The following is a 14070-nucleotide window of genomic DNA, read 5'->3' as shown; positions in this document are numbered from 1 at the left end:
TACGGAGGAGACGTTGATGTCACCCGTGGTCGAGCAGTCCGTCAAAGCCCGCCTGATAAGCGACGCCCCTCACCCCCGGATCGTCTCCGTGATGCTGCGCTACGACGGCGCGGACCCCCTCGCGATGCGGATGGTCTTCCCCGCCGAGGTCTCCCTCGACGACGGTGAGGTCGTCTGGGCCTTCGCCCGCGACCTCGCGAGGAACGGCCTGCGGGAGCCTGCGGGCGACGGCGACGTGCACGTGTGGCCGTGCGGGCGCGCCCAGACGGTGTTCGAGTTCCGGGCGCCCGAGGGCGTCGCGCTCGTCCAGTTCGACAACGCGCCGCTGCGCCGGTTCCTCAAGAGCGCCTACTCCGTCGTGCCGGCCGGCCAGGAGGCCGACCACCTCGACGTCGAGCAGCACGTCGGCAGTCTCATCATCTAGACGCCGGCCGGTCCCCCCGCAGAACCCGGCCTGTTCCCCGTGACGAGTTGCCCGCGCCCCTCCCCGTGGAAAGCATGGGAGGGTGAGTGACGACGCCGCGTATCTCCGCTTCCCGCACCTGCACGAGGACTTGGTGTGCTTCGCCGCCGAGGACGACATCTGGATCGCCCCCGTCGTCCCGGCGGGCAGCCGGCCCGGGCGGGCCTGGCGGCTGACCGTCGACCGGGTCAGGGTGGGGCCCCCGCGCTTCTCGCCCGACGGCCGGCACATCGCGTACACGAACTGGCGCAGCCTCGACCCCGAGATCCACCTCGCGCCCGTCGACGGCGGTCCCGCGCGCCGCCTCACCTACTGGGGCTCCCCCGACACCCGGGTGTGCGGCTGGAGCGCGCCCGACCCCCGCGAGCCGGGCAGCGGCGAGCCGCAGATCCTGGCCGTCTCCTCGCACGGCCAGCCGTTCTCCTACTACTCCTGGGCCTACGGCGTCCCCCTCGACGGCTCCCCAGGCGGCAAGCTGCCCTGGGGCCCCGTCTCCGACCTCGCCGTGGGCGACGTGCGCGGCGAGCGGAGGACGCTGCTGCTCACCGGGACGCCGCCGCACGAGCCCGCCGCCTGGAAGCGCTACCGCGGCGGCGCCACCGGACGCCTCTGGCTGCACGGGGAGCGGCTGCTCGCCGACATCGGCGGACACCTCGCCTGCCCGATGATCGTCGGGGACCGCGTCGCCTTCCTCTCCGACCACGAGGGCGTCGGCAACCTCTACTCCTGCCACCCGGACGGCACCGGGCTGCTGCGCCACACCGACCACGACGCCTTCTACGCCCGGCACGCCTCGACCGACGGGCGGCGCGTCGTCTACCAGTGCGCGGGCGAGGTGTGGCTGGTGGAGGCGCTGACCCCCAACTCGCGGCCGCGCAGGCTCGACATCCGCCTCGGCGGCCCGCGCGCGGGCCGCCGCGCCTACCAGGTGCCCGCGGCGCACCACCTCGGCGCGCTCTCCGTGGACACCACGGGCCGGGCGAGCGCCGTCTCCGTGCGCGGCAGCCTGTACTGGCTGACCCACCGCGACGGCCCCGCCCGCACCATCGCCGACACCCCGGGCGTCCGGGTCCGGCTGCCCGCGATGCTGGGCGCGGGCGGCCGGGTCGCGTACGTCACGGACGCGGAGGGCGACGACGCCGTCGAGATCGCGTACCTCCCGCGCGCCAGCGGCGACCGCCCGCCGCGCAGGCTGGCCCCGGGACTGCTGGGGCGCGTGCACGAGATGGAGCCCGACCCCGAGGGCGAGCGCGTCGCGATCGCCACCCACGACGGCCGCCTGCTCCTCCTCGACGTCTCCGACCCGGAGCCGCCCGCGGAGACGGCCCCGGCCGGCACCGGGGCCGCAGCGGCGGAGCCCCCCGAACCAGACACCTCCGGTGCGAACGCCCCCGGAACGGACGCCCCCCAGCCGGAGCCCCCCGCCGTCACCGAGATCGTCCGCTCGCTCAACGGGCCCGTCACCGACCTGGCCTTCTCCCCGGACGGTGCGTGGATCACCTGGTCCCAGCCGGGTGTCGGCCGCTCCCTGCGGCAGATCAGGATGGCCAGGATCGGCGGCGCGGGGGCCGCGGACACCGCCCCCGCGGTCGTGGACGTCACCGACGGCCGCTTCGAGGACGAGAACCCCGTCTTCACCAGCGACGGCCGCTACCTCGCCTTCCTCTCCTGGCGCGGCTTCGACCCGGTGTACGACGTGCACACCGGCGACCTGTCGTTCCCGCTGGGCTGCCGCCCCTACCTCGTACCGCTGTCGTCGGCGACGCCCTCGCCGTTCGCGCTCTCGCCCGAGGGGCGGCCCGCGGCCGGCGGTCTCGACCCGCGCGACGAGAACGGGACCGAGGCGGAGGGCGGGGCGGTCACCGTCGAGGTGGAGGGGCTCGCGAGCCGGGTGACGCCGTTCCCGGTCGCCGCGTCGAAGTACTCCTCGCTGTACCCGGTCAGCGGCGGTGGCCTGGTGTGGCTGCGGTGGCCGATCTCCGGCGCGCTCGGCGAGACGTTCGCCAACCCCGCGGACACCTCGGGCCGCCCCACCCTCGAACACTTCGACCTCGCGAAGGCCCGCAGGAGCGAACTCGTCGACCACCTCGACTGGTTCGCGCCGAGCGGCGACGGCACCCGGCTCGTCGTCGTGGACGAGGGCGAGCTGCGGGTGGTCTCCGCGACCGACGCGGGCGACGGCGACGCGGTCCACCTGGACCTGCGCCGCATCCTGCACGAGGCCGACCCCGAGGCGGAGTGGCGGCAGGCGTTCGACGAGGCGGGCCGCGTCGTCCGCGCGTACTTCTGGGACCCGGGGATGAGCGGACTCGACTGGGACGCGGTGCTCGACCAGTACCGGCCGCTGGTCGAACGGGTCGCCTCCCCCGACGAGTTCGCGGACCTGCTGTGGGAGACGCTGGGCGAGCTCGGCACGTCGCACGCGTACGTCTCGCCCGCGCGGCGCGACGAGGGACCGCCGCACTACCAGCGGCCGATGGGTCTGCTCGGCGCCAACCTCGTGTGCAGGGACGGCGAGTGGCTGGTGAAGCGGATCCTGCCCGGCGACTCCTCGGACTCGCGTGCGCGCTCCCCGCTCGCCGGTACGGGGGTGCGCGAGGGCGCGGTCCTCACCCATGTCGACGGCCGGCCGGTCGACCCGGTCGCGGGCCCCGGGCCGCTGCTGTCCGCCGCGGGCGGTACGACGGTGGAGCTGACGTTCCGCGCCGCGGTCCCCGCGCAGGACGAGGCGCAGGACCAGAGCCAGAGCCAGAGCCACGAGCAGGATGACGACCACCACCGGGACCACGACCGGGTGCCTGCCCGCCCGCACCCGCACACCCGGCGCGTCGCCGTCGTCCCGCTGATCGACGAGCGGCCGCTGCGCTACCAGGACTGGGTCACCAAGCGCCGCGAGGTCGTGCGCGAACTCAGCGACGGCCGCTGCGGCTACCTGCACATCCCCGACATGCAGGGCTCCGGCTGGGCGCAGTTCAACCGCGACCTGCGGATGGAGATGTCCCGCCCCGCGCTCATCGTGGACGTGCGGGGCAACGCGGGCGGCAACATCAGCGAGCTGGTGGTGGAGAAGCTGAGCCGTCGGATCATCGGCTGGGACCTGACGCGCGACGCGCAGCCGGTCTCGTACGCCTCCGACGCGCCGCGCGGCCCGGTCGTCGCGATCGCCGACGAGGCGACCGCGTCCGACGGCGACATGATCACCGCCGCGTTCCGGTTGCTCGGCCTCGGCCCCGTGGTCGGTCAGCGCACCTGGGGCGGCGTGGTCGGCATGACCGGGCGGCACCGGCTCGGCGACGGCACGGTGATCACGGTCCCGATGAACGCGGCCTGGTTCGACGCGTACGGCTGGTCCGTCGAGAACCACGGTGTGGAACCCGACATAGAGGCCCTGCGCACCCCGCTGGACTGGGCCGAGGGCCGGCACGCCCAGCTCGACGACGCCGTCTGGGTCGCCCTGGACCTGCTCGCCGCCCGCCCGGCGGCCGAACCCCCCGGCTACCGCGCCGTCCCCGACCGCCGCCGCCCCCGGCTGCCCCCGCGCGGGGGCGCGTGACCCGGTGGGGCCGACGGCCTCAGCCCCCGCGCGGGCTCACTCCCCGCGTGGGCGGCCCGTCTCGTCGGCCTGGCCGCCCGCGCCGACGAGGCCGCGGGCGATGCCCGCGAGGCGCGGCTCGAAGCGGCGCATCTCGCGCCTGCCGACCGTGGCGATCAGGCCGGGCAGACAGGGCCGCGCGCCCTGCATGCCGCGCAGCCACCACTGGCCGTACACGTGCGGCGCGCGGCGCTCGATGCCGGCGACGAGGCGGTCCACGGCGGGGCCGAGCGGATAGGTGCGGTTCGACGGCCACGGCAGCCGCTGCCGCAGTTCCCGCATGACCTCGTCGCGGTCCGCGCCGCGCACCATGTCGGTGTCGGTCCACGAGAGGTAGCCGACGCCGACCCCTACGCCCCGGTGCCCGACCTCGCACCGCAGCCCGTGGGCGAACGCCTCGACGCCCGACTTCGACGCGCAGTACGCCGTCATCATCGGCGCGGGGGTGAGCGCGGCGAGCGAGGCGATCTGGAGGAAGTAGCCCCGGCTTTCGAGCAGCGCGGGCAGGAAGGCGCGGGCCGTGTTGGCACCGCCGACGAGGTTCACCTCGATCACCCGCCGCCAGGTGTCCGGGTCGGACTCGGCGAACGGGCCCCCCGTCGCGACACCCGCGTTGGCGACCGCGATGTCGACCCGCCCGAACCGCTCGGCGACCTCGCGCGCGACCCGGCCGAGTTCCGCGTGGTCGGTGACGTCCGCGTGCCAGTGGCCGTACGGCCCGTGCAGCCGCTCCCCGACCAGCTTGAGCCGGTCCTCCTCAAGGCCGACGAGGGCGACGGTGGCGCCCCGCGCCGACAGCTTGCGGGCGAGGAGCTCGCCGACGCCCCGGGCCGCTCCGGTGACGACGGCGACCCGCCCTTCGAGCACCGGCCGCCGCCCGGCCGGGGCCGTCCCGCTGTCCGTGCCGTTCACGCGACCTCCTCCGTACGCTCCAGATGGGCGGCGGTCAGCGCGCGGATCGCCGCGGTCACCGCCTCCGGCGCCTCCACCGGGCTCATGTGCCCGACGCCCGGCAGCACGGTCAGGTCCACGCAGTCGGGCAGCGCGTCGGCGATCCTGCGCGCGTGCACGGGCGGCGTGAGCCGGTCCGCGTCGCCGCAGACGACCGCGGTGGGCACGGTCAACTCCCGTACGCTCAGCTCCAGATCGAGCGTGTCGAGCACCCGCGACCAGCCGGTCCTCGCGCCCCGGGGGCAGGCGTGCACCATCTCCACGCACCGCCGCACCCGGTCCTTCGCCGCGCCCGGCCCCATGGTCCCGTAGTGCAGCAGCCGTACGGAGAGAGGCGTGACGGGCCCGAGCGGGGCCCGCGCGCCGAGGACGCGGCGGGTGAGCCCGGTGCGCAGCCGGCCCGCCCGCAACGGCACCACCCGCGCGTCGGCGACCAGCCGCGAGGCGCCCGTGCTGCACAGCAGGGCGGCGGCGGCGTGCGCGCGGAACGCGGGCCGCCCCGACGCGGCCATCAGGGTCATCCCGCCCATGGAATGCCCGGCCAGCACGGCGCGCTGGTCCGGTTCGAGCGCCGTGTCGAGCACGGCCTCCAGATCGTCGGCGAGCGCCTCGGCGCAGTAGTCCTCGGGCGTGCCCGCCGGGCTCACGCCGTGGCCGCGCTGGTCGTAGACGACGACGCGGTGGTCGGCAGCCAGGTCGGCGATCTGGTCGGCCCAGAAAGCGGTGTTGCAGGTCCAGCCGTGGGCGAGGACGACGGCGGGCGCGCCGTCGGGCCCGTACGCCTCGACGTGCAGCCGGGAGCCGTCGGCCGAGACGGCCTCGAACACCCGGACGGGGTCGGGGATTTGCGCGATCGGGGTCGTCACCGTGCCACCTCCTTCACGCCCGCGCCTGCCGCGGCGGGCGCGGAGTCGGGCTGCCTGACGATGTCGTACTCGGCCGGGTCGACCCTCAGGGTCGCCCGCCTGAACTCCGCAGTGGTACCGGGCCAGATGGTGGTGTTGCGCCCCTCGGCGTCCTGGTACCAGCTGGTGCAGCCGCCGGTGCTCCACACCGTGCGGGCCATCCTGCGCTGCACGTGCTCCGTCCAGGCGTGCACCGCGCGCGGGCGGGCGTCGAGGGCGGCGCGGCGGCCACGGCCCCCGCGGTCGAGGGTGCCGAGCTTGCGCAGGTAGTCCGCGAGGTAGTTCAGCTGCGCCTCGATCATGAGGATCATCGAGGAGTTGCCGAGGCCGGTGTTGGGCCCGATGATCGTCAGCCAGTTGGGGAAGCCGTCGACGGCCGCGCCGCGCAGCGAGCGCATGCCCGTCTCGCGCCAGCTCTCGGCGAGGGTGCGCCCGCCGGCGCCGACGACGCGGTCCGCGATCGGCATGTCGGTGACGTGGAAGCCGGTGGCGAAGACGATCGCGTCGGCCTCGGCGGTGGTGCCGTCCGCGCCGACCAGCTCGCTGCCGCGCACCTCGGCGAGCCCGGTCGCGACGACGTCCACGTTGGGCTGCGCGAGCGCCGGGTAGTACGTGTTGGACAGCAGGATCCGCTTGCAGCCGATCCGGTACGAGGGCGTCAGCCGGGCGCGCAGCTCCGGGTCGGCTATCGCTTTGGCGAGGTGGTGGCGGCCGAGTGCCTCCACCATGCCGAGTTCGCCGGTGTGCTTGGTGAACGCCTGCACCTGGAGCTCGCGCACACCCCACAGGCCCTGGCGGCGCAGGGCGGCCGTGGCCGGCACGGTCCGGTGCAGGGCACGCTCGAAGCGGCTGATCGCCCGGTCGCGGCGCGGCATCACCCACGGCGGGGTGCGCTGGAAGAGGGTGAGCCGCCCGACCTCGGGCTGGATCGCGGGCACGACCTGGATCGCGGAGGCGCCGGTGCCGACGACGGCGACGCGCTTGCCGCGCAGGTCGTAGCCGTGGTCCCAGCGCGCGGTGTGGAACACCCGGCCGGGGAAGCCGGCGAGCCCCGGGATGTCCGGGGTCTTCGGGTCGGACAGCGGTCCCGCGGCGGAGACGACGACGTCCGCCGTGTACGTGCGGCCGTGCGCGGTGCGCACCGTCCAGTACAGCCCTTCCTCGTCCCAGCGCAGCGAGGTGACCTCGTGGCCGAGCCTGAGGTGCGGGCCGATGCCGAAGGTGTCGACGACGTCCTCCAGGTACGCCCTGATGTAGGGCTGCCCCGAGAAGGTGCGCGGCCAGTCGGGGTTGGGGGCGAACGAGAACGAGTAGAGGTGCGAGGGCACGTCGCAGGCGCACCCCGGATAGTCGTTGTCCCGCCACGTCCCGCCGACCGAGTCCGCGCGTTCAAGCACCACGAAGTCGGTGATGCCTTCGCGGCGCAGGCGTACCGCGGCGCCGATCCCGGCGAACCCGGACCCGATCACCGCCACGCGCACGTGCTTGTGCTGTCCCATTCTCCGCCTCCCAACCACGCCAGCAATCACTGGCACGATGGGAGCGTAGGGCATCTCCCTACCGAGTGGTAGGGGTGCGACGCCACCGAGTTACCGGCGGTACGCGCCAAGGGGGAGCACCTAAGCTGGCCGGATGCCGGACGATCAACGAGACGCAGCAGGCGGCGGGGTGCGCGAGTACCGCATGGCGGAGCTGGCCGAGGCCGCCGGCCTGCCGCTGCGCACCGTGCGCTACTACCGCGAGCGCGGCCTGCTGCCGCCGCCGCGCCGCGCGGGCCGCATCGCCTGGTACGACGAGCACCACCTGGCGAGGCTCCGCACCGTCACCGCGCTGCTCGAACGCGGCCACACCCTCAACGGGATCGCGGACCTCGCGGCGGCGCTGGAGAGCGGACGCGGCATCCACGACGTGCTCGGCGCCGACGCGCCCACCGAGGAGACACCGGTCAGCCTCTCGCCCGAGGAGATGGCCGACTACTTCGGGGCCGAGGTCACCCCGGAGAACCTCGCGGCGGCGCTCGACCTCGGCTACCTCGCCACCGAGGGCGACCACCTGGTGCACATGAGCCGCCGCCTGCTTGAGGTCTCCTCGACGCTGGTGCGCACGGGGGTCCCGCTCTCCGCCGTGCTCGCCGCGGGCCGCGAGGTCCGCGCCCACGCGGACGCCCTCGCCGCCCTCTTCACCGACCTGCTGCGCACCCACGCCCCCGGTGCCGACCCGAACGCCCTGCGCCCCCTGGCCCGCAGCGTCGTCGAGGCGGAACTCTCCCTCGCCCTCGACCACCACATCGCCGCCCCCGAAGACACCCCGGCCCCCGGGGCCGACGGCGCCCGGCACGACTAGGGTCCCCGTCTGGATCAGGGCGGATCCGGACGGATCAGGGAGCGGGGTCCTGTGCCGTGTGTCGCACGGCGGAGGAGGGAGTCATGGCGGAGCCCTGGCGACCGACGACAACCTCGCGGGTCAATGCACCTCGTCCCCGTAGACCACGGTCACCGGTGCGTGGTCGGACCAGCGCTCGGCATGGGTCGCGGCGCGTTCGACGACCGCCTTGACGGCGCGCGACGCGAGGCCGGGGGTCGCCGCGTGGTAGTCGATGCGCCAGCCCGTGTCGTTGTCGAAGGCCCTGCCGCGGTACGACCACCAGGAGTACGGGCCCTCCTGGTCCGGGTGGAGCGCGCGGACCACGTCGACGTAGCCGGCCTCCCCGTACACGCGGGAGAGCCACGCGCGCTCCTCGGGCAGGAAGCCCGCGTTCTTCCGGTTGCCGCGCCAGTTCCGCAGGTCGGCCTCGTGGTGCGCGATGTTCCAGTCGCCGCACACCAGCACCTCGCGGCCGTCCGCCGCGGCCCGCGCCCGCAGCTCCACGAGGTGGGCGAGGAACTCCTTCATGAAGCGGTACTTCTCGTCCTGGCGCTCCGTGCCCACCTCGCCGGACGGCAGGTACAGACTGGCGACCACGACGCCCGGCAGGTCGATCTCCGCGTACCGGCCGCTGGTGTCGAACTCGGCGCTGCCGAAGCCGATCCGTACCGCGTCGGGCTCCCTGCGCGAGTAGAGCGAGACGCCCGCGCGGCCCTTCGCCGCGGCCGGCGCGTGCACCGTGTGCCACCCCTCGGGTGCCCGTACGTCCCCGGGCAGCTGGCCGGGCTCGGCCCGTACCTCCTGGAGGCAGAGCACGTCGGCCGCGGTCTCCGCGAGCCACGGGACGAAGCCCTTCTTCGCCGCGGCACGCAGGCCGTTCACATTCACGGAAGTCACGGTGAGCACCCGTGCACACTACACACCGCACGACGCGGGCCCGGCCCCGCGCGGTGTGCGCGGAACCGGGCCCCTCAGGTACGCGGGTGCGTCAGTGGTTGCCGACGCCGTTGCCCGACAGGACCGGGATCTGGTCCAGGATGTGCGACAGCGGCTCGTCACCCTTGGCCTGGGTGGAGTTCTCGGTGCACTGCTGGTTCTGCGGGTTCGACAGGACGTTGATGTCCTGGACGGTGACCGGCACGAGGCCGACCAGCGAGCCGACGTCCGCCTTGATCGGCAGGCCGACACACGGCTTGTTCAGCGTGCCCTCGACGAGGCTCAGCTGGGGGCTCATGTCGCCGTCGGTCGAGGAGTTGCCAAAGGCCTGCTTCGAGCCGTTGCCGCTGGCCGACACCGTGCCGGAGTCGTCGCCGACCGCCAGGGCCGGAGCGGCCGCGGCGCCCGTGGCACCGACCAGCGAGGCGGCGACCACAGCGGTTGCCCACAGCTTCTTCATTTGAATACCTTTCCGGAAAGTCCGACTCCACCGGTGGAGTCCGATTCATTCAACTCGGCCGTCGGGGGGTTGGTTTCGCGCCTTCCCCCGGACGGCCCACCGCGGTGGGTCACCGCGCTTAGACAAGGGCGGCCGGGCTGGCGGCGGAGCGGCGTCGCGCCGCACACCCCGGCCGGCTCAGCGGACGGTCAGTGGTTGGCCGTGCCGTTGCCCGAGAGCAGCGGGATGTCGTCGAGGATGTGGGACAGCGCCTCGTCGCCCTTGGCCTGCGTCGAGTTCTCGGTGCACTGCTGGTTCTGCGGGCTCGACAGGACGTTGATGTCCTGGACGGAGACCGGCACGAGGCCGACGAGCGAGCCGAGGTTGGCCTTGGCCGGCAGGCCGATGCAGGGCTTGTTCAGGGAGCCCTGGATGAGCGCCATCTGCGGGCTCATGTTGCCGTACGTGGCCGAGTTGCCGTAGTACTGCGCGGCCCCGTTGCCGCTCAGCGAGGTGGTGCCGTGGCTGTCGCCGACGGCCATCGCCTGCGGCGCGAGGGCGGCCGAGGCGCCCACCACGGAAGCGGCGACGGCGGCTCCCGCCATAACCTTCTTGATCACGATGAGTCCCCATTCTGGTGGATGCCCCAACTGGCCGGGGCCCCCTGAGCAACTGCGCGCACCGGGTTTGGTTCTTGGCATTCACCCCAATGGCCCAGCGGTCGAGCCCGTGCGCCACCGCAAGCCGATCGGGTGACAAAGCGGAACCAAAGCGGGGACCCGCTGTTGGTACAGGGCGCACCTCTTGCATTCTTGAGAAAAGGAAAAGCACACCGTGATCAAGAAGATGATGGCCGGGGCCGCGATCGCCGCCTCCGTGATCGGCGCCTCGGCCGCCCTCGCGCCGCAGGCGATGGCGGTGGGCGACAGCCACGGCACCACCTCCGCCAGCGGCAACGGCGCCAAGGAGGCCTTCGGCAACTCCTCGGCCAAGGGCGACCTGAGCCCCCAGGCCACGCTCGTCGGCAGCTCGCTCAACGCGCTCTGCCTCGGCGTCCCGGTCAAGGCCAACGTCGGTTCGCTGGTCGGCCTCGTGCCGGTCACCGTCCAGGACATCAACGCCCTGTCCAACCCGCAGAACCAGCAGTGCGCCGACAACTCGACGCAGACCAAGGGCGACGAGGACCTGTCGCACCTCGCGGACCAGATCCCGGTGCTCTCGGGCAACGGCACGGCCAACGGCTGATCCGCACCCGCACGGCATGCGGCCGGCCGGGGGCACAGTGCCCCCGGCCGGCCGTACGCGTGAGGTCTTGCACGCGGGGTCTTCCACGCAGGGTCTTCCGAGGCCGTCGCGAAAGGGACCCGCGTCGTCACGAAAGGGACCCCGGGGGGGGCGTACGGGCCGCCCCGCGCGCGGCAATCGGGTGAACGCGCCCCCACCGCAATACGGAACAGTTTCCCCGCCGCTCTCCGCTCGTTGGAGTTCCCGCAGCGGCTTTACGGGCCGGTGAATTCGGCGGCCCGCGGACCACGAGAGTCGTGCGGACGCGTGTTTCCCGCTGCGGAAAGGGCTCACCATGAAGTACATGAAGGCCGCCTCGGCCGTCGCCGGGGTGCTCATGGCGGTCGGTGCCGCGGCTCCCGCGATGGCGGACTCCGGCGCCGGTGCCGTCGCCGCCGGCTCGCCCGGCGTGCTCTCCGGCAACGTCGTCCAGATCCCGGTGCACGTCCCGGTGAACGCCTGCGGCCTCAGCGTCGACGTGATCGCGCTGCTGAACCCGGCCTTCGGCAACACCTGCGTCAACGCCGACTGACGTCGGCCCTCCCGCGGCTCCCCCCGCGTGCGGCCCAGGCCGCACGCGGGGGCCCGTGCATCCGGCCGCCCCGTGCGGCGGCCCGGCGACCCGCAACGGTGCCGAACCTGTCAGCAGGAGAGAAAAGACCAGATGCGAGACCTCATCAGCAAAGGGCTGCTCACGGCCGCGGCGGCGACGAGCGTGCTGTCCCTCGGCGGCGGACACGCCTTCGCGTCCGACGCGCAGGGCGCCGCGACCGGCTCCCCCGGCGTGCTGTCCGGCAACAACGTGCAGGCCCCCGTCGAGATCCCGGTGAACCTCTGCGGCAACACCGTGGACGTGGCGGGCGTGGGCAACCCGGCGTTCGGCAACGAGTGCGCCAACGTGACCCAGCGGCACACCCACCGCCAGTACGAGCAGGCGTACGCGGACGCCATGGGGCGCGCCCACGGGCAGCAGGCCCCGGCGGACCACCGCTCGGCCGCCCCGGCCGCCGACCGCTCCGCCGCCCCCGCCGCCCCCGCCGCCCCCGCCGGCAGCGCCCACAGCGCGGAGGCGCCCACGACGCTGCCCGCCCCCGTGCACAAGCCGGCCCCGCGCCCCGGTGACGGCTCCGCCGGTCTTGTCCCGTCCCCGGCCACGCCGATGGGCACCCCGCAGCAGGCCGCGCCCGCCCACGCCGCCACCCCGACCAGGTCGGCCACCCCGGCGCCGTCCACCGCCGCGCGGCACGACGGGCACGACGGCGGATACGAGGACCAGCAGGGGTACGGAGGCGGCCACAAGCAGCACGGCGGGCCGTCCGCGCAGGCGGGCTCGGGCTCCCACGCCTCGGCCGTCGCGCAGGGCTCCCCCGGCGTGCTCTCCGGCAACCTCGCACAGCTCCCGATCGACATCCCGGTCAACGCCTGCGGCAACACCGTCGACATCGTCGGCCTGCTCAACCCGGTGTTCGGCAACCACTGCGAGACGGGGACCACCCCGGCCCCGCCGCACCACCACCCGCACCAGCCGCCGGCGCCCCAGCCGCCGCACCACCATCACCACACGCCGCCGCCCCCGCCGGCGCGCCACACCCCGCCCCCGCCGGTGCACACGTCCTACGTCCCGCCCGCGCCCGCCACGCCGCAGCCGCCGCAGCTCGCCCACACCGGGGCGGACTCCCACCTGCTCGGGGCGGGCGCGCTCAGCGCCGGCCTGCTGCTCGGCGGCTCCGTCCTGTACCGCCGCAGCACCGTGGCGGCCCGCACCCGCCGCTGACCCGGCGTCGACCGCGCACGTCCCCGGCGAGGCCGGGAGAGCCGACCGGCTCTCCCGGCCTCCCGCGTCTCAGGGCGCGGCCCCGGCGGGGCGCCCGCGGGCGGGCAGCTTCTCCGCCCCCGCCCGCTGCGGGATCAGGCGGGGCGCGCCGCCCGAGGCGCCGAGGCGCCGCCGCACGCCGCGCACCAGCCGCTCGGCGGTGTACGTGGCGCCGTACACGAAGCGCATCGAGGGGCCGAACGACGGCGCGCTCAGCAGCCCGGCGAGGAAGAGACCCGGGTACGAGGACTCGAACAGGCCGCTCGCCTCCGGGCCCTCGCTGCCGCCGACCGTGGCGAGCGAGCCCCGCAGCTCGGGCGCGAGCAGGCCGAGCCTGTCGAGCGCAGGGGTGAAGCCGGTCGCCGCGATCACGTGGTCGGTCTCGACCTCCGTGCGGGTGCCGTCCGCGCCGGCCAGGCCGAGCCTGAGGCCGCCGCCCGCGGGCTGCGCCGCGGCGACCCGCTCGCCGAGCCGCACCTCGACCGCGCCCTCGAAGCGCTCCCGCAGCCACCACGCGCCCGCCGGGCCGAGCGCCGAGGTGAAGACCCGGGCCCTGGTGGCGGCCGGCAGCCGCCGGAAGGCGCCGGGCGCCTCCGCGTAGAGCCAGTTCTTCCAGCCGCAGCCGAGGCCGGTGTGCGGGCCGCGCAGCCGCTCGGGCAGCGGGCGCTCCAGCGGGGGCGGCAGGGTGTTCCAGTTCAGCGCGGACGAGCGGGCCACCACCCGCACCGAGGTGCCCTGTTCCGCGAGGAGCGCGGCGGTCTCAAGTGCCGCCTGGCCCGCGCCGACCACCGTCACGTCGCGGCCCGCGAAGCGGCCGAGGTCGGCGTGGTGGCTGCTGTGCGAGGCCAGTTCCGCGGGCAGGCCGCGCAGCGCGTCCGGCACGTCGACGAAGGGCATCACGCCGACCGCGAGGGCGACGGTGCGCGCCACGACCGGTTCGCCGTCCGCCGTCGTCAGCACGAAGCCGCCGGGGCCCGGCCGTACGGAGACCACCTCGCGCTCGTCGGCCGGGGGCGCCGCGCGCCGCGCGAACCAGAGCCCGTACGCGGCGAAGAAGCGCACCGGCACCGGGACGCCGTGCCGGGACGGGGTGCCGAGGGTCTCGGCGTACGCGGCGAGGGTGTGCGCGCCGTCCGGGTCCGAGAGGTTGGACGCCCACGGCTCCGACTTGAGGAACATGCCGGGCGGCATGTGGTCGAGCCAGGACGCCATCGGCCTGCCGAAGACCTTGACGTCGAGTCCTGCGCGGGCGGCATGGGCCGCGATCGACAGGCCGTAGGGTCCTGCGCCCACAACTACCAGGTCGTACATGGGGGGTACCGC

General features: G+C 74.6%; 13 protein-coding genes. 6 read left to right on the top strand and 7 right to left on the bottom strand.

What is annotated here, in order from left to right; genetic code table 11:
• The first annotated feature begins 16 nt into the window (after nucleotides 1-16).
• Both ABEA77_RS09090 and ABEA77_RS09085 read left to right on the top strand, forming a co-directional pair.
• Nucleotides 17-424: an SsgA family sporulation/cell division regulator gene (locus tag ABEA77_RS09090; protein WP_345643683.1), complete on the top strand. Its 408-nt coding sequence runs from the start codon at nucleotides 17-19 to the stop codon at nucleotides 422-424.
• Nucleotides 425-506: 82 nt separating this feature from the next.
• Nucleotides 507-4016, top strand: a complete 3510-nt coding sequence (locus ABEA77_RS09085; protein ID WP_345643682.1) for a S41 family peptidase — start codon at nucleotides 507-509, stop codon at nucleotides 4014-4016.
• Between the two features lie 36 nt (nucleotides 4017-4052).
• Here the strand turns inward: ABEA77_RS09085 and ABEA77_RS09080 are convergent, their stop codons facing one another.
• The 3 genes from ABEA77_RS09080 to ABEA77_RS09070 are packed head-to-tail and all read right to left on the bottom strand — an operon-like array spanning nucleotide 4053 to nucleotide 7410.
• Complete coding sequence (locus tag ABEA77_RS09080; RefSeq protein ID WP_345643681.1) at nucleotides 4053-4967, bottom strand: SDR family oxidoreductase; 915 nt, start codon at nucleotides 4965-4967, stop codon at nucleotides 4053-4055.
• Nucleotides 4964-5872, bottom strand: coding sequence for an alpha/beta fold hydrolase (locus tag ABEA77_RS09075; RefSeq protein WP_345643678.1), 909 nt, complete (start codon nucleotides 5870-5872; stop codon nucleotides 4964-4966). The genes ABEA77_RS09080 and ABEA77_RS09075 overlap by 4 nt, the downstream gene beginning before the upstream one ends.
• Complete coding sequence (locus ABEA77_RS09070) at nucleotides 5869-7410, bottom strand: flavin-containing monooxygenase (protein WP_345643676.1); 1542 nt, start codon at nucleotides 7408-7410, stop codon at nucleotides 5869-5871. The genes ABEA77_RS09075 and ABEA77_RS09070 overlap by 4 nt, the downstream gene beginning before the upstream one ends.
• 133 nt (nucleotides 7411-7543) lie before the next feature.
• Between ABEA77_RS09070 and ABEA77_RS09065 the strand changes: the two genes are divergently transcribed.
• Entirely contained in the window at nucleotides 7544-8254 is a 711-nt protein-coding gene (locus ABEA77_RS09065) for a MerR family transcriptional regulator (protein ID WP_345643674.1), read from the top strand.
• A gap of 120 nt (nucleotides 8255-8374) precedes the next feature.
• Here the strand turns inward: ABEA77_RS09065 and ABEA77_RS09060 are convergent, their stop codons facing one another.
• From ABEA77_RS09060 to ABEA77_RS09050, 3 genes are all read right to left on the bottom strand, one after another.
• On the bottom strand, nucleotides 8375-9181 hold the full coding sequence (locus ABEA77_RS09060) for an exodeoxyribonuclease III (protein ID WP_345643671.1): 807 nt from the start codon (nucleotides 9179-9181) through the stop codon (nucleotides 8375-8377).
• Between the two features lie 82 nt (nucleotides 9182-9263).
• Nucleotides 9264-9671, bottom strand: coding sequence for a rodlin (locus ABEA77_RS09055; protein WP_345643668.1), 408 nt, complete (start codon nucleotides 9669-9671; stop codon nucleotides 9264-9266).
• A 188-nt stretch (nucleotides 9672-9859) separates the two neighbouring features.
• A complete protein-coding gene (locus tag ABEA77_RS09050; RefSeq protein ID WP_345643666.1) occupies nucleotides 9860-10270 on the bottom strand; it encodes a rodlin in 411 nt (136 codons plus the stop codon).
• A 217-nt stretch (nucleotides 10271-10487) separates the two neighbouring features.
• On the opposite strand from ABEA77_RS09050, the gene ABEA77_RS09045 reads away from it, so the two are divergent.
• The 3 genes from ABEA77_RS09045 (at nucleotide 10488) to ABEA77_RS09035 (ending at nucleotide 12708) form a co-directional block, all read left to right on the top strand.
• Nucleotides 10488-10895, top strand: a complete 408-nt coding sequence (locus ABEA77_RS09045; RefSeq protein ID WP_345643879.1) for a rodlin — start codon at nucleotides 10488-10490, stop codon at nucleotides 10893-10895.
• A 334-nt stretch (nucleotides 10896-11229) separates the two neighbouring features.
• Nucleotides 11230-11466 (top strand): chaplin, encoded by a 237-nt coding sequence (locus ABEA77_RS09040; RefSeq protein WP_345643663.1) that lies wholly within the window; start codon nucleotides 11230-11232, stop codon nucleotides 11464-11466.
• Between the two features lie 132 nt (nucleotides 11467-11598).
• Nucleotides 11599-12708 carry a chaplin gene (locus ABEA77_RS09035; RefSeq protein ID WP_345643660.1) on the top strand — a complete coding sequence of 370 codons (1110 nt, stop codon included), beginning with the start codon at nucleotides 11599-11601 and terminating at the stop codon, nucleotides 12706-12708.
• Between the two features lie 69 nt (nucleotides 12709-12777).
• On the opposite strand, the gene ABEA77_RS09030 is transcribed toward ABEA77_RS09035, so the two are convergent.
• On the bottom strand, nucleotides 12778-14058 hold the full coding sequence (locus ABEA77_RS09030; protein ID WP_345643877.1) for an FAD-dependent oxidoreductase: 1281 nt from the start codon (nucleotides 14056-14058) through the stop codon (nucleotides 12778-12780).
• Nucleotides 14059-14070 lie beyond the last annotated feature (12 nt).

The sequence above is a fragment of the Streptomyces tremellae genome, from assembly GCF_039540215.1.
GTDB lineage: Bacteria > Actinomycetota > Actinomycetes > Streptomycetales > Streptomycetaceae > Streptomyces > Streptomyces tremellae.
The sequence above is the reverse complement of the archived record's forward strand: the minus strand, read 5'-3'. Positions and strand labels throughout refer to the sequence as shown.